This is a genomic window from Caballeronia sp. LZ008 (assembly GCF_031451435.1).
Taxonomy (GTDB): Bacteria; Pseudomonadota; Gammaproteobacteria; order Burkholderiales; family Burkholderiaceae; genus Caballeronia; species Caballeronia zhejiangensis.
Map to the genome: position 1 here is coordinate 2837668 of NZ_JARUXK010000001.1, position 20127 is coordinate 2857794.

A 20127-nucleotide genomic window follows, 5' to 3' on the forward strand; every position below is an offset into this window, starting at 1 on the left:
ATCAGAACGGCGCGACGTTGAGGAAGAAGCGCTGGAGCCAGCCCATGTTCTGCGCTTCGTCGATGTAACCCTTCGCCGAGTATTCGATCTTCGCGTCGGCGACCTGCGTGGAATAGACGGTGTTGCTGCCCGAGATGGTCGTCGGGTTGACGACGCCCGAGAAGCGCACGTACTCGTTGCCCTGGTTGATGAGCATCTGCTTTTCGCCGCTCACCTGCAGGTTGCCGTTGGGCAAAACGTCGGTGACGGTCACGGTCAGCGTGCCGCTGAACGTGTTGGCCGCGCTCGCGCCGCCCGTCGCGGTGAACTTGTTCGCGCCGGTGGCCGAAAGGTTCGTGTTGTTGAAGAGGCCGCCGAAGAGGCCCGGCGTGGTCGGCACCGCGAACGACGCGTTGCCGCCGCGGTTGGTGTTCGCCGCCGACGACTTCGTCGCGTTGACGTTTTCCGAGATCACGATGGTCAGGATGTCGCCCACGTTGCGCGGACGCTGGTCTTCGAACAGCGGCCGGCCCGCGTAGCCCGCGTTGTAGATCGCGCCGGGCGAACGCGTGCCGACGGGCGGCTGCGGCGGACGCGCGGTCATCGGCTGCTGGATGATCGGCTCTTTCGGCACGAGGCCGCACGCGGCCAGCGATGCGATGAGCGCGCCGATCGACGCGCGCGAAAGAATGTGAGTGAGCGACATCGTGATAACTCTTCTGAAGCGGATTCAGGCATCAGTGTGATGCCATCGCCGCGATTCCCATCCGTCGAATAGAGGGGATTAAACCTGCATTTGCGAAAGCGTCTGCAACATCTGGTCGGACGTGGTCACGGCCTTGCTGTTGATTTCGTACGCGCGCTGGGTCTGGATCATGTTGACCAGTTCCTGCACCACGTTGACGTTCGACGCTTCCACATAACCCTGTTGCAGCGAGCCCGCGCCGTTCAGTCCCGGCTGCGACACGTTCGGCGCGCCCGAGCTGCTCGTTTCCGAGAACAGGTTTTCGCCGCGCGCATCGAGGCCGGCCGGGTTGATGAAGGTCGCGAGCGTGACCTGGCCGACCGTCGTGCTGGTCGACGTGTTCGCGGTCGTCACCGACACCGTGCCGTCCGAACCGATGGTGATCCCCGTCGCGTTCTGCGGAATCGTGATCGCCGGATTCAGCTGATACCCGCTCGACGTGACGAGCTGGCCTTGTGAGTTCGTCTGGAACGAGCCGTCGCGGGTGTAGGCGGTCGAGCCGTCGGGCATCGTCACCTGGAAGAAGCCCTGGCCGTTGATCGCGACGTCCTTCGAATTGCCGGTCTGCTGCAGGTTGCCCTGCGTGTAGAGGCGCTCGGTCGCGACCTGTTGCACGCCGGTGCCGAGCTGCACGCCCGATGCGAGTTCGGTCTGCTGCGTCGAATTCGCGCCCGGCTGGCGCGTCGTCTGATACAGCAGATCCTCGAACACCGCGCGCGAGCCCTTGAAGCCGTTCGTGCTCACGTTGGCGAGGTTGTTCGAGATGGTGTCCATCTGCGCTTGCTGCGCATTCATGCCGGTCGCGGCGATGTAGAGAGAGCGATTCATCTTGTTTCGTATCCTGTGTAGCCGGCGTTTGCCGCGTGTTTGCAGCCTGTTTGCCGCTTAAGAGAAGTTGAGCAGCTTGTTGGCCGACTGTTCGTTCTGGTCCGCCGATTCCATCAGCTTCGTCTGCATCTGGAATTGCCGCGCGTTGGTGATCATCGAGACCATCGCGGCAACCGGATTCACGTTGCTGCCTTCGAGCGCGCCGCCGGCCACGACCACGTTCGGATCCGCGTCGGCGGGGTCGCCGCCGGCGGTGCGAAAGAGCCCGTCATCGCCGCGCGTGAGCGTCGCCGGATCGGGATTCACGAGCTTGAGCTGATCGACGACCGCGATCGCCGTCGGCGGGTCGCCGGGAATCAGCGCGGAGATCGTGCCGTCCTTGCCGATGGTGACTTCCGCGCCCGGCGGAATCGACAGCGGACCGCTGTTGCCCAGCACCGGCAGATTGTTCGCCGTGACGAGCTGGCCGTTCTGATCCACATGCAGATTGCCGGCGCGCGTGTAAGCCTCGCTGCCGTCGGCGGCCTGCACGGACAACCAGCCCTGTCCCTGAACGGCGACATCGAGCGGATTGCCCGTCTGCTGGATCGGGCCTGCCGAGTAGTCCGCGTTCGGCGTCGACGAAAGCACGAAAGTGCGCGTCGTGCCATCGGCGGACTGGTCTTCGAACGACATCGGCACCTGGCGGAACGCCGCGAGCTGCGCCTTGAAACCCGTGGTCGACGTGTTCGCGAGGTTGTTCGCCACGACGGCCTGCTGCTCGAGCGCCTGGCTCGCGCCGGTCATCGCGGTGTAGATCAGACGGTCCATGAATCGCTTTCCTTCTTCCTAATGCGTCAAATTCGCGTGCAGACGACGGTTACAGATTGATCAGCGTCTGATCGACGGTCTGCTGCGTCTTGATCGTCTGCGCGTTCGCCTGATAGTTGCGCTGCGCGGTGATCAGATTCACGAGCTCGCTCGTCAGGTCGACGTTGGAGTTCTCCACCGCGCCGCCCTGCAGCGTGCCGTGGTTGGTCGAGCCCGGCACGCCGACTTGCGGTGCGCCCGACGCCGAGGTCTGCGCGTAGACGTTGCCGCCGAGATCCTGCAGGCCGTTCTGGTTGTTGAAGTTGGCGATGGCGATCTGCCCGAGCGCTTTCGTTTGGCCGTTCGAGTAGTTGCCCGTCAGCGTGCCGTCGGTGCTGACCGTGAAGCCCGTCAGCTCGCCCGTGCTGTTGCCGTCCTGCGCGATGTTGGTCACGCCGTCTTTCGCGCCGTACTGCGTGGTGCCGTTGAGGTCGATCGTCAGCGCTTGCTGCGTCGCGCCGCCGTCCCCGCCGTTCGGAATCGAGAACGTGAACTTGCCGGTTGCCGCCGTCGCCGCGCCGCTCGAATCGGTCGTCGAGGTCAGCGTGCCCGACGAATTGAACGCCATCGTGCCGAGCGAAATCGGCGCGCTGACCGGGTCGCCGTAGGTCGCGTAGGCTTGCCACGTATTCGTCGTCGCGCTCTTCTGGAAGTACACGGACACTTTCTGCGTGCCGCCGAGCGAGTCGTATACATCGACGGACGTCGACTGGTTGAAGGTCGTCGAATCGGTCGGATCGAAGGCGCCGGTCGGCGCGGTGTCCTGCGAGTTCAGGTTGAACGCGGCCGTGATGTTCTTGGTCGCGGTCGGCGCGACGTTCGACGTCGGCACGGTCAGCGGCACGGTGCTCGCGCTGTTGACGACGCCGTCCGAGTTCGCGGCGTAACCCATCAGTTGCAGGCCCGCCGAGTTGACGATGCGGCCCTGGTTGTCGAGATGGAACACGCCGTTGCGCGAATACACGATCGAGCCGTTGTTCGACAACTGATAGAAACCGTTGCCGTTGATCGCGACATCGAGCGCCTGGTTGGTCGTCGTGATCGTGCCTTGCGAGAACTGCTGCTGCACTTCGGCGAGCTTCGTGCCGATGCCGATCTGGTTGTTCACGGCCGTGGCCATCGAATTCGCGTACATGTCGGCGAATTGCGCGGAGCCCTGCTTGAAGCCGACCGTGTTCGCGTTGGCGATGTTGTTGCCGATGACGTCGAGATCGCTCGATGCAGCGCCCAGACCGCTCAGTGCTTGTTGGTAACTCATTTGATGTTTCTCCGTAACGAGCCCGCGCCCGTCCTGAAATTGGATTTAGAGGATCGACGCGACGCCCGACAGCGCGACCGTGGAGCCGTTCGACAGCTTGAGGCCCGGCGCACCGCCGGACATCTGCACGACGCTTTGCACTTGCGAAGCCGACAGCGTCGTCGCGGTCGCCTGCTGGCCGTTGATCGTGCCTTGCGCGGTGATCGTGTACGTGCCGTCGGCGAGCGTGGCGCCCTTCGAATCGACCGGCGTCCAGCCCGTCACCGGCACGACGCCCGCGCCTTGCGCGCCGAGGTCGAGCGTGTTGACGATCTGGCCCGACGAGTTCTTCACGACGATCTGCAGGTCGCTCACGTCGTTGGCCAGTTGCACGCCGAAGCTCGACGACTTGCCGCTCGACACCGTCATGTTGTTGCCCGCGGCGAGCACGTTCGAGCCGATGAGCAGCGCCGCCTGCGTCTGCTGGCCGGCGGAAAGCTGCGTCGCGAGCGAGGACAGCGACGTGTTCAACTGGCCGATGCCCGTCACCGTGTTGATCTGCGCGAGCTGCGAGGTCATCTGCGAGCTGTCGGCGGGATTCGTCGGATCCTGGTTCTTGAGCTGCGTCACGAGCAGCGTCAGGAATGTGTTCTGCAGATCCGACGCCGATTGCGCGCCGGTCGCCGAGGTCGACGACGTCGACGAGCTCGACGATGCGCCGTTCATGGTGTCGAGCAGCGTCTGCGACACCGTGGTGCCGTTGCTGCCGATGGTTGTGCTGGTCGTCACGTTGTGTTCCTTGAGTGTCTCTATCAGGTTCCGATGGTCAGGGTCTTGAGCATCAGTTGCTTGGCGGTGTTGAGCGTCTCGACGTTCGCCTGATAGGAACGCGACGCGGAAATCATGTTGACCATCTCCTGCACCGGATCGACGTTGGGCAGCGTCACATAGCCGTCCGCGTTCGCCGCCGGGTTGCTCGGGTCGTAGCTGGTCTTCATCGGGCTCGGATCGTCGACGACGCCCGTCACCTGCACGCCGCCGACCTGCTGGCCCGACGCGGTCTTCGCGCCGCCGAGCGGATCGACCGCGAACACGACCTGCTTGGCCTTGTACGGCTTGCCGTCGGGGCCGGTCGTGCTGTCCGCGTTCGCGAGGTTGGACGCGGTGACGTTCAGGCGCTGCGCCTGGGCTGACATCGCCGAGCCGGCGACGTTGAAGATGTTCATCAAGGAAGGCATGTGTTTCTCCTACTGCGCTCAACTGTTCGACGTAATCGCCGACAACATCGATTTGATTTGCGACGACAGCACCGTCATGCCCGCCTCGAAGTGCAGCGCGTTGTCCGCGAACTGCACGCGTTCCGAGTCGAGATCGACCGTGTTGCCGTCGAGCGACGGCTGGCTCGGCACGCGATAGGCGAGCTTGCCGTAGTCGTCGCTCGGGCCGCCCGACGCGGACAGCGTCGACGTGCCGCTCATGTGGCCCTTGGCCGTCGTCGCCATGCCGCCGCTCGTGCCGACGCGGACGGGTTGCGCCATCTTCAGCGTCGAGCCGTTCGATGCGCTGCCGCCCTGCTTGAGCGCGCCCGCGAGTGCGCTCGAAAAGTCGACGTCGCGCGCCTTGTAGCCGGGGGTGTCGGCGTTGGCGATATTCGACGACAGCAATTCCTGCCGATACGCGCGCACGTCGAGCGCCTCGCGGCCAAATGCGAATTCCTTGTCGAGTCTGTCAAGCATTGCGGTTTCTCCTGTCGGCAGCGCCGGGGCCTTTTTGCATGACACGCATCTTAGGAGCGGCGCGCAATAACTAATCCGACGAATAACCGGGAAACGGGGCCTCTATTCGACGCTTGCGTTATCCGGCCGATATCTAGAATTCGTCTCGTTGCCGATTGCGGGTCTTTTTCCCGCCGCAAACGGATCAATGCAGTCGCCGCATCGTTTGCGGCCCGATCGAATCAGGTACGGAGAAAGTCGATGAGCAGGTCCGCGAAACGTGCATCGAACCCTACGGCTCGCGCCGCAGCGACGTTCGCGCGCCGCACGCTGCGCGGTCTGGCCGGCGTGTCTCTATGGATGGGCGTGGCTGCGCTCGCACAGGCGCAGCAGGCCGACGGCCCGATCGTCATTCCGGGCAACGCCGAAACCAATCCGGCCGCCGCAGCCGACATGGCCCAAAAGCTGACGGCACGCGCCGCGACGCCCGTTGCCGCGGCGCCCCCGCCTGAAATGACACGTCCGGGCCCGAGCGGCTATCGCGCCGCGACCAAAGCCGCCGACGCCGCGATGCGCAACGCCGCGCTCGAACTCGACGCCCGCGCCGACGCCGCCGACGATTCGATGAACAGCGCGATGAACAGCGCGATGAACGACGCGAGCGGCATGATCGTGATTCCCGGACCGGGCGAAGCGAAGCCTGCGCGCGCGGTTGCGGTTGCGGCGCCTGCGCTTCAGAAAGCGCCGGCCGCATCCGCTTCGCGCGAGGTGATGCCCGTCGTCGTGACGCGCGACGATGGCGTCGTCCGCGGCGCGAGCGTCAAGCCCGTCGCGGCCAGCCCCGCGACGCCCGTCGCCGCCACCGCTTCGCCGATGAAGCGCGTGAGCTTCAATCCGTCGGCGGCAGCAGCAACGCCGGCCGCAGCGGTAGCCGCCACCATGCAAGACGGCGAATCGATCCGCCTCACCGCGCTCAACTTTCTTCAGCAGCAGGCCGCCGGCTTGCCGGGCAAGGTCGACATCACCGTGACGCCGGTCTTTCCGCGCGGTCTCGCGGCGTGCTCGGCGCTCGATCCGTTCATGCCGACGGGCGCGCGCCTCTGGGGTCGACTGACGGTCGGCGTGCGTTGCGTCGGCGAGCGTCCGTGGACGCTTTACGTGCAGGCGCGCGTATCGATCAACGCCACTTACTACACCGCCGCGCGCGCAATCGCGCCGGGCGAAGTGCTGAGCAACGCCGATCTCGTCGCCCGCGACGGCGATCTCACCGTGATGCCGCAGGCCATCGTCACCGATCCGGCTCAGGCCGTCGGCGCAGTCGCACTGTCGCGCGTGCCGGCCGGCCTGCCGCTGCGCACCGACATGCTGCGCGCGTCGACGTCGGTGTCGATCGGCCAGACCGTGCACGTCGTCGCCGGCGGCTCCGGATTCTCGATTTCCGCCGACGGCACCGTGATGAACAACGCGGCACCCGGCCAGCAAGTACGCGTCAAAACCGCCGGTGGCCAGATCATCACCGGCATCGTGAAGGACAGTCAGACGGTGGAAGTGGCCCTGTAAAACGGGATCTGTTCGGTCCCCCACACTTGTTTCATTTTGTTGCAAATGCGCTCGATGCCCGCCACATAAGGCTCTGAGCGCGATAGGCAGAGCGAACGGCAGTTGGCAGTCCGGCGTCAGGGTAAAGTTTTCAAGACGCGTCGCCGTTAAAGGACTCAACACGTTCGGGAATGGACATCGTGAAGATCGAATCGAATAGCAACACCAATCTGGCTGGCCTTCAAGACAATCTGCCGCGCGCGTCGCAAAACGACGCGAAAGGTGCCGCGGGCACCGTGCAGCAATCGCAAGCGGGCGCGAGCCCGGCGAAGAATTCGACGGTGAGTCTGTCGTCGGTTTCGAGCGACTTGCGCGCATCGAGCGGCTCGGACATCGACACGGCGAAAGTCGAGTCGATCAAGGCCGCAATCCGCGACGGCAGCCTGAAGATGGACACCAGCAAGATCGCCGACGGCATTTTGAGCACCGCTCGCGACCTGCTGCAAACGAGAACCCCGCCGACCGGCGGCTGAACGCTTCCGTAGCGCCTTGCGCGTGACGGCGAGCGTTGGCGACACCGGGCGGCTTTTCAAACCGCTTTTCGAGCGATGCAATGAGAGACGCCCTGCTTGCCACTGTCACCGAAGAAGTCGCCGCTGTTCTGGCCTTCGAATCCCTCCTCGAGGTCGAGGAAAAAGCGCTGATCGCCGCGCAGCCGCTTCCGGCGCTGCCGACGATCATCGAGAACAAGACCGCGCTCACCGAACGCATCTCCGCTCTCGAAAAGGCGCGCGACGAACAATTGAACGCGCTCGGTTTTCCCGGCGGCTTCGTCGGCATGGAAGCGGCCGCTGCGGGCGACAGCAAGATCGCCGAGCAATGGGCGCTGCTCACCGCCGCGGCCCGCCGCGCGAAACAGGGCAACAACAACAACGGCGTGCTGATCCGCACCCGCATGGAATACAACCGCAAGGCGCTCGCCGCGTTGCAGGTCGCTCCGTCGAAGGGCGGCTTCTACGGTCCGGACGGCCGCGTGCCCGGCGCCTGATCGCCTGTCATTGCCGTTTCTCGCCTCTCGAACGGCGCGCGCTTCTCGCGAGGCGCGCGCCGCTTTTGTTTCCCGCGCTTTCATCGGCCGAATAACCCCCTTTTCCCCGGCTTTATCCGCCGATGGCTGCTCGACGCCTTCCGCAATAATCGCTTTCATCAAAAAGCGGCTTCGTGCCGCTCGCATGTGAAACCGATGGAAGCGATGGAGTAAGGCCCGGTGGCAGAAGAAAGCGATCTCGAAAAAACCGAATCAGCGACTCCCAAGCGCCTGGAAAAGGCGCGGGAGGACGGTCAGGTTGCGCGTTCGCGCGAGCTCGCGTCGTTCGCGCTGCTGGCGGCGGGTTTCTTCGGCGTGTGGGCGTTGTCGGGGCCGATCAACCAGCATTTGCAGACGATTCTTCGCGGCGCGTTCACGTTCGATCACGCGACGGTGCTCGACACGCACCAGATGATGATCGGCGCGGCAAACGCGGGCCGGGAAGGTCTCTTCGCCGTTTTGCCCGTGCTGCTGCTGACCGGATTCGCCGCGCTCGTCGCGCCGATGGCTCTCGGCGGCTGGCTCATCACGACGAAACCGCTCGCGCCGAACTTCGGGCGTCTGAATCCGATCAGCGGTCTCGGCAAGATTTTCTCGATGCAAGGCCCGGTGCAGCTCGGCATGTCGCTCTTGAAGACGGCGGTGGTCGGTGGCATGGCGGGCTGGGCGATGTGGAGCCGCAAGGCCGAAGTGCTCGGCCTTTTGACGAAGCCGCTCGATCTCGCGCTCGCCGACGCGATGCACATGATCTTCGTGTGCTGCGCGATGGCGATCGGCGGACTGTTTCTCGTCGCGGCCGTCGACGTGCCGTATCAGCTTTACTCGCACGCGAAGAAGCTGCGCATGAGCAAGGAAGAAGTGAAGCGCGAGCACAAGGAAAACGAAGGCGATCCGCACATCAAGGGCAAGATCCGCCAGCAGCAGCGCGCGGCCGCGCGTCGCCGGATGATGCAGGCGATTCCGACCGCCGATGTCATCGTCACGAACCCGACGCACTTCGCCGTCGCGCTGAAGTACGCCGACGGCGAGATGCGCGCGCCGAAGGTGGTCGCGAAGGGCGTGAATCTGGTCGCGGCGCGCATCCGCGAACTGGGCCGCGAGCACAACGTGCCGCTGCTCGAAGCGCCGCCGCTCGCGCGTGCGCTGTATCACAACGTCGAGATCAACCGCGAGATTCCGGGCGCGTTGTACGGCGCGGTCGCGCAAGTGCTGGCGTGGGTCTACCAGCTCAAGCGCTACAAGGAAGATGGCGGCATCAAGCCGGACGAACCGTCCGATCTCGAGGTGCCGAAGGAACTGGACAAAGGCGGCGTTTCCGACGCCGACGCCGATCAGGAAGCTGCCGAAGCCCTGGCTGGCGACAACACTGACAATGGAGCCGCAGCATGAACGCGCGCGCTGGATTTTTCGCCAAACGGCCCGACGCGCTGGGCACGCAGAACCTTCGCGCCTTAGCCGGCCCGATCCTGATCTGCATGATCTTGGGCATGATGATTCTGCCCTTGCCGGCGTTCCTGCTGGATCTGTTGTTCACCTTCAACATCGCGCTGTCGGTGATGGTGCTGCTCGTCAGCATGTACACGCAAAAGCCGCTCGATTTCGCGGCGTTCCCGAGCGTGCTGCTGTTCTCGACGCTGCTGCGCCTGTCGCTGAACGTCGCGTCGACGCGTATCGTGCTGCTCGAGGGTCACACCGGCCCGGACGCGGCCGGTCAGGTGATCGAATCGTTCGGGCACTTTCTCGTCGGCGGGAATTTCGCGGTCGGTATCGTCGTGTTCGTGATTCTGATGATCATCAACTTCATGGTGATCACGAAGGGCGCGGGACGTATCGCCGAAGTCGGCGCGCGCTTCACGCTCGATGCGATGCCCGGCAAGCAGATGGCCATCGACGCCGATCTGAACGCCGGTCTCATCAACGAGGAAACGGCGAAGAAGCGCCGTCAGGCGGTCGCGCAGGAAGCCGAGTTCTACGGTTCGATGGACGGTGCGTCGAAGTTCGTGCGCGGCGACGCGATCGCGGGCTTGCTCATCATGGTCATCAACGTGGTGGGCGGGCTGATCGTCGGCATGCTCCAGCACGACATGGACTTCGGGCACGCGGCGACCAACTACACGCTGCTCACGATCGGCGACGGCCTCGTCGCGCAGATTCCGTCGCTCATCATCTCGACGGCGGCGGGCGTGATCGTGTCGCGCGTCGCGACCGACGAAGACATCGGCACGCAGCTGACCGGCCAGTTGTTCCAGAACCCGCGCGTCTTGATGATTACAGGCGTGATCATCGGCGTGATGGGCCTGATTCCTGGCATGCCGCACTTCGCGTTCATGCTGCTCGGCGGCGGCCTCATCTACGCCGCGCGCACGATGAACAAGCGCGCCGAAGCGAAGAAGAAAAGCGCCGTCACCGATGTCACGCCGCTCCAGGCGAGCGCGGCTGCGGCTTCCGCCGAAAATGCCGAGGCCAGTTGGGAGGACGTGTCGCTCATCGATCCGCTCGGGCTCGAGGTGGGTTATCGCCTGATTCCGCTCGTCGATCGCAACAGCGACGGCGAATTGCTCAAGCGGATCAAGGGCATCCGCAAGAAATTCGCGCAGGAAATCGGCTTTTTGCCGCCGGTCATCCATATTCGCGACAATCTCGAACTGCGGCCGAACGGTTATCGCATTGCGCTGAAGGGCGTGGAAGTGGGCGTCGGCGAGGCGTTTCCGGGTCAGTGGCTCGCGATCAATCCGGGACAGGTGTCGGCCGCGCTGCCGGGCGCGCAGACGCAGGATCCGGCGTTCGGTCTGCCGGCGGTGTGGATCGATACGAATCTGCGCGAACAGGCTCAGGTCTACGGCTACACGGTCGTCGATGCGAGCACGGTCGTCGCGACGCATTTGAATCACCTCGTCGTGACGCATGCTGCCGAATTGCTCGGCCGTCAGGAAGTGCAGGCGCTGCTGGAGCGCATCGGCAAGGACACGCCTTCGCTGACGGAAGATCTCGTGCCGAAGGTCATTTCGCTTACGACGCTGCAGAAGGTGTTGCAGAACCTGCTGGACGAAAGCGTGCCGATCCGCGACATGCGTACGATTCTCGACGCGTTGCAGGAACACGCGCCGCGTGTTTCGGATGCACACGATCTCACGGCGGCGGTACGTCTCGCGCTGGGCCGCGCGATCACGCAGCAGTGGTATCCGGGCAACGACGATCTGCAGGTGATGGGCCTCGATCCGACGCTGGAGCGCGTACTGTCGCAGGCATTGTCGACGGGTCCGAATCCGGGACTGGAACCGGGACTCGCGCAGACGCTGATGAACTCGACGCAAAACGCGATCATGCGTCAGCAGAACCTGGGCTTGCCGCCGGTGCTGCTCGTGCAGCATTCGCTGCGCGCGATGCTGGCGCGGTTCCTGCGGCGGAGCTTGCCGCAGTTGAATGTGATCTCGTATGCCGAAGTGCCGGATACGAGGAATGTGAAGGTGGTGAATTTGATTGGGGCGTGATGTTCCGCTTCAATGAAGGACCGAACCGATCAGACTTCGAAGGTTTCGCGCATCGAAGACGACGGTCTTCCAGGTGTAGTAGTTGGCGCGTTCGAACTGTGCCTTGCCGACGGCCAACTGACTCTCGGCGATCGCCAGTATGTGCCCTGACTTCTTTGCCTCGCGATACTGCATGTGAATCAATTCCCCTTCCAGGAGTCGCGTGTCGCTCATGGCTGCAATGACGATCGACGGCGTCGGCGTCTCGATCACGTGGTCCGCGATGAATTTCCCTGAGATGGGCAGTTCGACCTCGGCATAGTGCTTCAAGTCGAATTCTTGGGCTATGTCGGCAATCGTGCGTGACAAGCGTTCCTTGAAATCACTTCCCGATCGGCGTTCGACGCGCGACGTCGCCACACCGTAAAGCTGCTGCGCCGCCTCGGCCACGCGAAACACGTAGGGGACCACCAGCCGCTCGTCCATTGTCGTGGCGCGAATGACTTCGTCGTTGCAAAGACGCGCCGGACTGTACTGCAAAAGGCTCTGCGACCACTGCTCGACGGCGCCGGACTCGACGTCCCCGCCGATCATGCTTGCGCAAAGGCAAGCCTCACCGTTCTCGTCGATCGAAAACGCGCCATCGCGAACGCGCACTCGAACCACCACGCGATCTCCGGTGCCCGGATACTCGAGCGGAGTGACGATGCGAAACACGTCACGCGGATCTTCGTGAACTTCGAAGAGCGCGCATACCGTTCGCTTCAGGAATTCGGCTAACACAATAAATCGCCTTGACCGTTTTGCTCGTTAGAGATCGTGATGCCTGTCGCTCGGCAAAATAGGACGATGAGCGCCGAGCGATCATCTGTGACGCGCGGATCGAAAATTCGAGATGACTTGAGGTTAAGCTCCGGCGCGCCCGGCAGCAAGCGATTCCGATAATCGATGGTCGTTTCGGAGGGCATCTTGCAATGCACGCCTTTATGGCTCGGATGATAGTGAAACTCCAACAGCGGATACAAATCGCCTTGAGGCAAAGTCCAGAGCAGGTGTCCGTAGAACGATCGATCCATTAGCTCTTCGCCATCGCGCCACATGAACAGCACGCAGTGCGCATCCGAAACGGGAATCAGATCGGTGGCCTGGACACGCGGACGCGCCATTCTGCTGAATGGCTTCGGCCACTTGCTCTTGTTCATCTGCCTGAACTTGGGCGACGCAGTCAGCGTCTTGAACGCCTGCTTGTGGGCAAGCAATTGATCGGATTCCAATGCTGCTCTCTCGGTCTGCAATCGGCAAAATCTGTCTTGGATTCCGCTGATGCTAACCGCGTCCGCACCGCAAATTTATCTCGTATAACGAATGTTTCAGTCATCGATAAAGCGGCTTGTCCGCAGGCAACCCCTAGCGCTCAACACTCCACGATATTCACCGCCAATCCGCCGCGCGAAGTCTCTTTATATTTGGTCTTCATATCCGCGCCCGTCTCCCTCATGGTCTTGATTACCGAATCGAGCGAAACGTAGTGCGATCCGTCCCCGCGCATCGCCATGCGCGCCGCGTTGACCGCCTTGACCGAACCCATCGCGTTACGCTCGATGCACGGAATCTGCACCATTCCGCCGACCGGATCGCACGTCAGCCCGAGGTTATGCTCCATGCCGATTTCCGCCGCATTCTCGACTTGCGCCGGCGTGCCGCCGAGCACCGCGGCCAGCGCGCCCGCCGCCATCGAACACGCGACGCCGACTTCGCCCTGACATCCGACTTCCGCGCCGGAAATCGACGCATTCATCTTGTACAGAATGCCGATGGCCGCAGCCGTCAGCAAAAAATCGATCACGCCTTGCGTATTCGATCCCGGCACGAAGCGATCGTAGTAATGCAACACCGCCGGAATGATGCCCGCCGCGCCGTTGGTCGGCGCCGTCACGACGCGTCCGCCGATCGCGTTCTCCTCGTTCACGGCAATCGCGTAGAGATTGATCCAGTCGATCATCGACAACGGATCGCGCAACGCCTGCTCGGGCTTTTCAGCCAGCGCGCGATAAAGCTGCGGCGCGCGCCGCTTCACCTGAAACGGCCCCGGCAGATGCCCTTCCGCTTCCGGATTGCCGATGCCGCAGCCGCGCGCGACGCAATCCTGCATCACGTCCCAGATGCGCAGCAGCCCGCTGCGAATCTCGTCTTCCGAACGCCACACGCGCTCGTTTTCCCACATCAGTTGCGCGATCGATTTGCCCGAGTCCGCGCACATCTTCATCAGCTCGTCGCCGGTCTGGAACGGATACGGCAACTGCTCGTGCGCCGTCAGCACCGCCGTGTTCGCCGCGCCCGCCGTCACGACGAATCCGCCGCCAACAGACAGATACGTCGCCTCGCGCAGCAACGCGCCGTTCGCATCGAACGCGTAGAGCTTCATGCCGTTCGGATGCTCCGGCAGCGCCTGCCGGTAGAACGCGATGTTCTCCTTGATCGTGAAGGGAATCTTGCGCGCGCCGAGCAGCGCGAGCGTTTTCGACGTCCGCACTTGCTCCAGACGCGGCACGATGCTCGAAGCATCGACGGTATCGGGCGCGTCGCCCATCAGGCCGAGCATCACGCCGCGATCGGTGCCGTGGCCCTTGCCCGTCGCGCCGAGGGAGCCGTACAGCTCGCATTTCACCGATGCCGTCGACTCCAGCAGTTCGTCGCGCTCGAGCCCCTGCGCGAACATCAACGCGGCGCGCATCGGTCCGACGGTGTGCGAGCTCGAAGGTCCGATACCGATCTTGAAGAGGTCGAATACGCTGACTGCCATGACATCACCTGACTGAAAGAATTAACGCGCCGGCAGCGGCAGACACACCGCGAGCCACGCGGGCGGCGCGGGCGCGAGCCGCAGCGCCACCGGCGCGTAGCGGCCGTCGAGACGCGCCGCGAGATGAAAGAGTTCCGCCGCGTTCCTCGGATCCCACTGACCCGAGTAACCCGGCAATCCTGCTTCGCGCCGCTTGGCGTCGAAAGGCACGGACGACTTCACGAATTCGTCGTGCGTCTTCGTGCCGAGCGCGTACGGCGTGAGCCAGTTGAGCGCCACGGCCAGCGTCGCACCCGATTGCGCGCGCTCCGGCAGCCAGTTGCGGTTGTGCCTGCGCGCGGCGAGCGCCGCCGTCACGAGCGGCTGAAGATCGTAGGTGACGTAGCGCAGCGCATCGCGTTCGGCGAAATCGACCGTGGATCCGTCCGGCGCGATGTTGTCGCCGATATGTTCGATAAAAAGCCGCTGCGCCGCGTTGATGAGCTTGCGGTCGTCGATGGTGAACGCGCCCATCGCCACCAGCTTCACGCGATGGCTCTGCCAGTTGTTGCGATAGCTGCCGGTCAGCGGGCGCGGCTGCTTGTCCATATCGTCGATATAACCGCTCACCATCTTCGTGATGAACGCGTTCGCCGCGTTGCGCGTCTTGACCGGCAGCGCGCTCGCCGTGAGGTCGTACGCGAGAATCAGCGATTCGAAATTCGTTTCGTCAATCGGATTGAAGCTCGGCTGATACGTGGTCGTCCACGCGAACAGGAAGCGGTCGACGAGACGCAGGTAACGTTCGTCGCCGGTCGCGCGCCACGCGAGCGCGGCGTCGCGCATCAGGCCGAGGTCTTTCTCCGCTTCGACGCTTTCGTCGTAGATGCCTTCGTGCGGCAGCGTGCCTTCCGTATGCAGCTTCGCGCGCGGCTTCGGCTGATCGTTCACGCGCGACTGCACCATTTTCACGAGGGCCTTCACACCGGGATCGGCGTTGGTGCGCTCGCTCGTCTGCATCGCGGGCGCGGCGCAGAAATTCATCGCGGCGTGCGCGGACGATGCGGCAAGCGACATCACCCCGAGCATCGCCAGCGCCGCGCACGCGCGGATCGTCCCTTTCACCTCTCGCACCTTGAGCGCCATGTGAACTCCCTGTTTTGGCTTTTGGTCCGGGGTGAGATGTTAGCCGTTCTGGAACGCGCCGCAAAACCGCCCGACGAAGCTTTACGCTTTCGGGCGGCGCTCTCTCAGGTTCGTGCGCGTAGCCTTACTCGTCCGCGTATTCCGATACCGGCACGCACGAGCACATCAGATTGCGGTCGCCATAAGCGTTGTCCGCACGGCCGACCGGCGACCAGTACTTGCGCGCGATCAGCGACTTCAGCGGATACGCGGCCGCTTCGCGCGTGTACTTGTGCTCCCACGCATCCGATGCGACGACCGCCGCCGTGTGCGGCGCGTTCTTCAGCACGTTGTCCTCGCGATCGGCGCGGCCTTCTTCGACCGCGCGGATTTCCTCGCGGATCGCGATCATCGCGTCGATGAAGCGGTCGAGTTCCTCCTTCGATTCCGATTCCGTCGGCTCGACCATCAGCGTGCCCGGAACCGGGAAGCTCATCGTCGGCGCGTGGAAGCCGTAGTCGATCAGGCGCTTCGCGACGTCTTCCACCGAGATGCCGCTCGATTCCTTGATCGGACGCACATCGAGAATGCATTCGTGCGCGACCAGTCCGCCCGCGCCGCTGTACAGCACCGGATAGTGCGGCGCGAGACGCTTCGCGACATAGTTCGCCGCGAGAATCGCGCTTTCGGTGGCGGCGGTGAGGCCGCTCGCGCCCATCATCGCGATGTACATCCACGAGATCGGCAGAATCGCGGCCGAGCCGTACGGCGCCGACGACACCGCGCCGATGCCTGCTTCATCGCGCTTGTAGCCCGTGGACGTCTGATTCGGCAGGAACTTCGCCAGATGCGCGCCGACCGCGACCGGACCGACGCCCGGTCCGCCGCCGCCGTGCGGAATGCAGAACGTCTTGTGCAGATTCAAGTGCGATACGTCGCCGCCGAACTGGCCGGGCGCGCAGAGACCGACCATCGCGTTCATGTTCGCGCCGTCGACATACACCTGGCCGCCGTGCGCGTGCACGATGTCGCAGATTTCGCGGACGTTGCGCTCGAACACGCCGTGCGTCGACGGATACGTGATCATGATCGCCGCGAGATTCGCCGAATGCTTTTCGGCCTTCGCCTTCAGATCGTCGATATCGACGTTGCCGTTCGCATCGCACGCGACGACGACGACCTGCATGCCTGCCATCTGCGCCGACGCCGGATTCGTGCCGTGCGCGGACGCCGGAATCAGACACACGTTGCGATGCCCTTCGCCGCGCGACTCGTGATACGCGTGAATGATGAGCAAGCCCGCGTACTCGCCTTGCGAACCGGCGTTCGGCTGCAACGACACCGCCGCGTAACCCGTGCACGCGACGAGCATCTGTTCGAGCTGATCGATCATCGTCCGATAGCCGACCGTCTGCTCGGCGGGCGCGAACGGATGAATCGCCGCGAACTCGGGCCACGTGACCGGCAGCATTTCCGAGGTCGCGTTGAGCTTCATCGTGCAGGAACCGAGCGGGATCATCGTGCGGTCGAGCGCGAGGTCTTTATCCGCGAGACTGCGCAGATAGCGCAGCATTTCGTGCTCGGAGTGGTGGCGATTGAAAACCGGATGCGTCAGATACTCGCTCGTGCGATGCAGTGCCTGCGGCAGCGAATCCGTCACCGATTGATCGAGCGCGTCGATATCGAACGTTTCGGTCTTGCCCGCGACTTCCGCAAAGAGCGCGAAGAGCTTCTGCAAGTCGTCGCGCGTGGTGGTTTCATCGAGCGAAACGCCGACCTGGCTCGCGCTCACATGACGCAGATTGATGTGCGCGGCGTACGCGGCCTGATGCAGCGCGGTCGTGCTCGCGCCGCTTTCGATCGTGACGGTATCGAAGAACGTGTCGTTCGCGATCGTGTAGCCGAGCTTCTTTACGCCCGCCGCAAAGATCGACGCCACGCGATTCACGCGCAGCGCGATCGTCTTGAGACCGCGCGGGCCGTGATAGACCGCGTACATGCTCGCCATGATCGCGAGCAGCGCCTGCGCCGTGCAGACATTCGACGTCGCCTTCTCGCGACGGATGTGCTGCTCGCGCGTCTGGAGCGCGAGACGCAGCGCCGGATTGCCCTGCGCATCGACGGTCACGCCAACGAGACGGCCCGGCATCTGGCGCTTGAATTCATCGCGCACGGCCATGTATGCCGCGTGCGGCCCGCCGAAGCCGACCGGCACGCCGAAACGCTGCGTATTGCCGATCGCGACATCCGCGCCCCATTCGCCCGGCGGCGTGATGAGCGTCAGCGCGAGCAGATCCGCCGCGGCGACGACATGGCCGCCCGCCGCGTGGATCGCTTCGGCGAGCGCGCGATAGTCGCGCACATCGCCGTTCGCGCCCGGATATTGCAGCAGCACGCCGAATGCATTCGCGCTGGCGGCATCGGCGGCGGGACCGACTTTCACGTCGATGCCCGCCGGCTTCGCGCGCGTCTTCACGACTTCGATCGTCTGCGGCAGCACGTCGTCGGCAACGTAGAACACGTTCGACTTCGGCTTGCCGATGCGTTGCAGCAGCGTCATCGCTTCGGCGGCGGCGGTGGATTCGTCGAGCAGCGAGGCGTTGGCCATCGCGAGGCCCGTCAGGTCCATCACCATCTGCTGGAAATTGAGCAGCGCTTCGAGGCGCCCTTGCGAAATTTCCGGCTGATAGGGCGTGTATGCCGTGTACCACGCCGGATTTTCGAGCACGTTGCGCAGGATCACCGCCGGCGTGTGCGTGCCGTAGTAACCCTGGCCGATGTAAGTCCGGAACACCAGATTCTCGTCCGCCAGCTTGCGCAGATACGCGAGCGCTTCCGCCTCGCTTTTCGGCTGCGTGAACGCGCCGAGCGGCAGCGTGTCCTTGCGGCGGATCGATTCAGGAATCACCGCGTCGATGAACGCCGCGCGCGACGCGAAACCGAGCGCGTCGAGCATCGCGCGCTGGTCGGCATCATCGGGGCCGATGTGCCGCTCGGCGAATGCGTCGTGGCATTCGAGCGCGGCGAGTGACAGGGATGTGCGGTTCATCAGGCGATCCGGGTGTTCGAGCTTCATGTGAATTCCTGCGACGCGGCTCGCTCTTGGTCTGCGCGAGCCGCCATCGTCATTGAGATGGGTTATTCGCCGATCGACTTGCCGTAGCCTTCGGCGTCGAGCAGCTTGTCGAGCGTGGCGTCGCCGGCCGGCTTGATCTTGAAGAGCCAGCTTTCGTACGGCGCGCCGTTGACCTGATCGGGCGCCGAAGTCAGCGCGTCGTTCGATGCGACGATCTCGCCCGACACCGGCGCGTAAATATCGGAAGCGGCCTTCACCGATTCGATCACCGCGATCGCGTCGCCCGCCGCAACGGTCTTGCCCGCCGCGGGCAGTTCGACGAACACGATGTCACCGAGCGCTTCCTGCGCGTGATCGGTGATGCCGACGGTCAGCGTGCCATCGGATTCGGTGCGGACCCATTCGTGCGATTCGGTGTATTTCAGATCGGCCGGGATGCTCATTGGATGCTCCTTGCGTGATTCTTTCGTGAGGTTCTTGATCGGAGGAAACGGGCGCGACGGCTTCAGGAAAGCTCAACCAGAACCTTGCCGTTGCGCACGAACGGAAGTTTTACCACGCGCGCCGGCAGTTGCTTGTCGCGGATGACGACCTGCACCGTGTCGCCGACGGCAACACCCGTGGGCACGCGCGCGAACGCGATCGACTCCTGCATCGACGGCGAAAACGTGCCGCTCGTGATTTCGCCGTCGCCGCGTTCCGTGACGACTTTCTGATGCGCGCGCAGCACGCCGCCCGCCTTGCCGTTTTCCTTGATGAGCACGAGCCCGACGAAGTTCGCCTTCGAGCCGTGCGCTTCGAGCGCGCTGCGGCCGACGAAATCGCGCGGCGTCTTCAGATCGACGGTCCACGCGAGGCCGGCGTCGAGGGGCGAGACGTTCTCGTCCATGTCCTGGCCGTAGAGGTTCATGCCGGCTTCGAGGCGCAGCGTGTCGCGCGCGCCGAGGCCGGCGGGCTTCACGCCTGCGTCGCGCAAAGCGTTCCAGAGCGCTTCCACATGCGTCGCTGGCACGACGATCTCGAAACCGTCCTCGCCTGTGTAGCCGGTGCGCGCGAGCATCAGTTCGCCGAATTGCGTCGACGGGAAAACGACCGCGTTGAACGGCTTGATGTCCTGCGTCTGCGCGCGCGTGTCCGGCAGCACTTGCCAGGCTTTTTCGCGCGCGTTCGGACCTTGCACGGCGATGATCGCGAGGTCGCGACGCGGCGTGATGGAAAGGTTGAATTCGCCTTCGGCATTCAATTGACCGAACCAGGCGATGTCCTTCTCCGCCGTGCCCGCATTCACGACGACGCGAAAACTCGTTTCGGAGAAGTAGTAGACGATCAGATCGTCGATGACGCCGCCGTCGCCATTGAGCAGGCAGGAATAGAGCGCTTTTCCGGGCGTCGTCAGCTTGTCGACGTTATTGGCGATCGCGTACTTGAAGAATTCGCGGACGGCCTCGCCTTCGAAATCGACGACGCGCATGTGCGAGACGTCGAACATGCCGGCGTCGGTACGCACCGCGCGGTGCTCGTCGATCTGCGAACCGTAGTTGACGGGCATGTCCCAGCCGCCGAAATCGACCATGCGCGCGTTGAGCGCGAGGTGAGCGGCGTGCAGCGGCGTGTGTTGAAGAGAAGTCATCGGGGCCTCGGTTCGCGAAACAAAAAAGGCCACGCAGCGCACTATTCGCCTGCCGGATGCGCCTT

General features: G+C 63.9%; 19 protein-coding genes. 5 read left to right on the plus strand and 14 right to left on the minus strand.

The window, feature by feature from the left end; genetic code table 11:
• Position 1 precedes the first annotated feature (1 nt).
• The 7 genes from QCE49_RS13225 to flgB form a co-directional block, all read right to left on the minus strand.
• Positions 2-685, minus strand: a complete 684-nt coding sequence (locus tag QCE49_RS13225; RefSeq protein WP_008352545.1) for a flagellar basal body L-ring protein FlgH — start codon at positions 683-685, stop codon at positions 2-4.
• A gap of 78 nt (positions 686-763) precedes the next feature.
• Positions 764-1552 carry a flagellar basal-body rod protein FlgG gene (gene flgG / locus QCE49_RS13230; protein ID WP_008352544.1) on the minus strand — a complete coding sequence of 263 codons (789 nt, stop codon included), beginning with the start codon at positions 1550-1552 and terminating at the stop codon, positions 764-766.
• Between the two features lie 57 nt (positions 1553-1609).
• On the minus strand, positions 1610-2362 hold the full coding sequence (gene flgF / locus QCE49_RS13235; protein ID WP_008352543.1) for a flagellar basal-body rod protein FlgF: 753 nt from the start codon (positions 2360-2362) through the stop codon (positions 1610-1612).
• A gap of 49 nt (positions 2363-2411) precedes the next feature.
• Positions 2412-3659 (minus strand): flagellar hook protein FlgE, encoded by a 1248-nt coding sequence (flgE, locus tag QCE49_RS13240; RefSeq protein WP_008352542.1) that lies wholly within the window; start codon positions 3657-3659, stop codon positions 2412-2414.
• A 45-nt stretch (positions 3660-3704) separates the two neighbouring features.
• Positions 3705-4427, minus strand: coding sequence for a flagellar hook assembly protein FlgD (locus QCE49_RS13245; RefSeq protein WP_008352541.1), 723 nt, complete (start codon positions 4425-4427; stop codon positions 3705-3707).
• Between the two features lie 23 nt (positions 4428-4450).
• On the minus strand, positions 4451-4876 hold the full coding sequence (flgC, locus tag QCE49_RS13250) for a flagellar basal body rod protein FlgC (protein ID WP_008352540.1): 426 nt from the start codon (positions 4874-4876) through the stop codon (positions 4451-4453).
• 18 nt (positions 4877-4894) lie between these two features.
• A complete protein-coding gene (gene flgB / locus QCE49_RS13255) occupies positions 4895-5374 on the minus strand; it encodes a flagellar basal body rod protein FlgB (RefSeq protein ID WP_250457101.1) in 480 nt (159 codons plus the stop codon).
• Between the two features lie 240 nt (positions 5375-5614).
• Here flgB and flgA point away from each other — a divergent pair, with 240 nt between their 5' ends.
• From flgA to flhA, 5 genes are all read left to right on the plus strand, one after another.
• Positions 5615-6913 carry a flagellar basal body P-ring formation chaperone FlgA gene (flgA, locus tag QCE49_RS13260; protein ID WP_250457100.1) on the plus strand — a complete coding sequence of 433 codons (1299 nt, stop codon included), beginning with the start codon at positions 5615-5617 and terminating at the stop codon, positions 6911-6913.
• Positions 6914-7083: 170 nt separating this feature from the next.
• A complete protein-coding gene (gene flgM / locus QCE49_RS13265; protein WP_008352536.1) occupies positions 7084-7425 on the plus strand; it encodes a flagellar biosynthesis anti-sigma factor FlgM in 342 nt (113 codons plus the stop codon).
• A gap of 80 nt (positions 7426-7505) precedes the next feature.
• Positions 7506-7940 carry a flagella synthesis protein FlgN gene (locus tag QCE49_RS13270; protein WP_008352534.1) on the plus strand — a complete coding sequence of 145 codons (435 nt, stop codon included), beginning with the start codon at positions 7506-7508 and terminating at the stop codon, positions 7938-7940.
• Between the two features lie 219 nt (positions 7941-8159).
• Positions 8160-9368 carry a flagellar biosynthesis protein FlhB gene (gene flhB / locus QCE49_RS13275; RefSeq protein WP_008352533.1) on the plus strand — a complete coding sequence of 403 codons (1209 nt, stop codon included), beginning with the start codon at positions 8160-8162 and terminating at the stop codon, positions 9366-9368.
• Entirely contained in the window at positions 9365-11470 is a 2106-nt protein-coding gene (gene flhA, locus QCE49_RS13280) for a flagellar biosynthesis protein FlhA (RefSeq protein ID WP_309806008.1), read from the plus strand. Before flhB ends, flhA begins: the two co-directional genes overlap by 4 nt.
• 9 nt (positions 11471-11479) lie before the next feature.
• On the opposite strand, the gene QCE49_RS13285 is transcribed toward flhA, so the two are convergent.
• The 7 genes from QCE49_RS13285 to gcvT form a co-directional block, all read right to left on the minus strand.
• A complete protein-coding gene (locus tag QCE49_RS13285) occupies positions 11480-12232 on the minus strand; it encodes a hypothetical protein (protein WP_250457098.1) in 753 nt (250 codons plus the stop codon).
• Positions 12226-12723, minus strand: a complete 498-nt coding sequence (locus QCE49_RS13290) for a hypothetical protein (protein ID WP_250457097.1) — start codon at positions 12721-12723, stop codon at positions 12226-12228. The genes QCE49_RS13285 and QCE49_RS13290 overlap by 7 nt, the downstream gene beginning before the upstream one ends.
• 140 nt (positions 12724-12863) lie before the next feature.
• Positions 12864-14252 (minus strand): L-serine ammonia-lyase, encoded by a 1389-nt coding sequence (locus QCE49_RS13295; RefSeq protein WP_008352525.1) that lies wholly within the window; start codon positions 14250-14252, stop codon positions 12864-12866.
• A gap of 21 nt (positions 14253-14273) precedes the next feature.
• Positions 14274-15320, minus strand: coding sequence for an alginate lyase family protein (locus QCE49_RS13300; protein WP_235366281.1), 1047 nt, complete (start codon positions 15318-15320; stop codon positions 14274-14276).
• Positions 15321-15501: 181 nt separating this feature from the next.
• Positions 15502-18432, minus strand: coding sequence for an aminomethyl-transferring glycine dehydrogenase (gene gcvP / locus QCE49_RS13305; protein ID WP_008352522.1), 2931 nt, complete (start codon positions 18430-18432; stop codon positions 15502-15504).
• A gap of 62 nt (positions 18433-18494) precedes the next feature.
• Entirely contained in the window at positions 18495-18875 is a 381-nt protein-coding gene (gcvH, locus tag QCE49_RS13310; RefSeq protein ID WP_008352521.1) for a glycine cleavage system protein GcvH, read from the minus strand.
• A gap of 62 nt (positions 18876-18937) precedes the next feature.
• Complete coding sequence (gcvT, locus tag QCE49_RS13315) at positions 18938-20062, minus strand: glycine cleavage system aminomethyltransferase GcvT (protein ID WP_034472309.1); 1125 nt, start codon at positions 20060-20062, stop codon at positions 18938-18940.
• Positions 20063-20127: the final 65 nt, after the last annotated feature.

Bases quoted from the DNA above. Each gene is read 5' to 3' on its own strand.
- QCE49_RS13225 (WP_008352545.1), bottom strand. From the start codon at position 685: ATGTCGCTCACTCACATTCTTTCGCGCGCGTCGATCGGCGCGCTCATC.
- flgG (WP_008352544.1), bottom strand. From the start codon at position 1,552: ATGAATCGCTCTCTCTACATCGCCGCGACCGGCATGAATGCGCAGCAA.
- flgF (WP_008352543.1), bottom strand. From the start codon at position 2,362: ATGGACCGTCTGATCTACACCGCGATGACCGGCGCGAGCCAGGCGCTC.
- flgE (WP_008352542.1), bottom strand. From the start codon at position 3,659: ATGAGTTACCAACAAGCACTGAGCGGTCTGGGCGCTGCATCGAGCGAT.
- flgC (WP_008352540.1), bottom strand. From the start codon at position 4,876: ATGCCTTCCTTGATGAACATCTTCAACGTCGCCGGCTCGGCGATGTCA.
- flgB (WP_250457101.1), bottom strand. From the start codon at position 5,374: ATGCTTGACAGACTCGACAAGGAATTCGCATTTGGCCGCGAGGCGCTC.
- flgA (WP_250457100.1), top strand. From the start codon at position 5,615: ATGAGCAGGTCCGCGAAACGTGCATCGAACCCTACGGCTCGCGCCGCA.
- flgM (WP_008352536.1), top strand. From the start codon at position 7,084: ATGGACATCGTGAAGATCGAATCGAATAGCAACACCAATCTGGCTGGC.
- QCE49_RS13270 (WP_008352534.1), top strand. From the start codon at position 7,506: ATGAGAGACGCCCTGCTTGCCACTGTCACCGAAGAAGTCGCCGCTGTT.
- flhA (WP_309806008.1), top strand. From the start codon at position 9,365: ATGAACGCGCGCGCTGGATTTTTCGCCAAACGGCCCGACGCGCTGGGC.
- QCE49_RS13295 (WP_008352525.1), bottom strand. From the start codon at position 14,252: ATGGCAGTCAGCGTATTCGACCTCTTCAAGATCGGTATCGGACCTTCG.
- QCE49_RS13300 (WP_235366281.1), bottom strand. From the start codon at position 15,320: ATGCTCGGGGTGATGTCGCTTGCCGCATCGTCCGCGCACGCCGCGATG.
- gcvP (WP_008352522.1), bottom strand. From the start codon at position 18,432: ATGAAGCTCGAACACCCGGATCGCCTGATGAACCGCACATCCCTGTCA.
- gcvH (WP_008352521.1), bottom strand. From the start codon at position 18,875: ATGAGCATCCCGGCCGATCTGAAATACACCGAATCGCACGAATGGGTC.
- gcvT (WP_034472309.1), bottom strand. From the start codon at position 20,062: ATGACTTCTCTTCAACACACGCCGCTGCACGCCGCTCACCTCGCGCTC.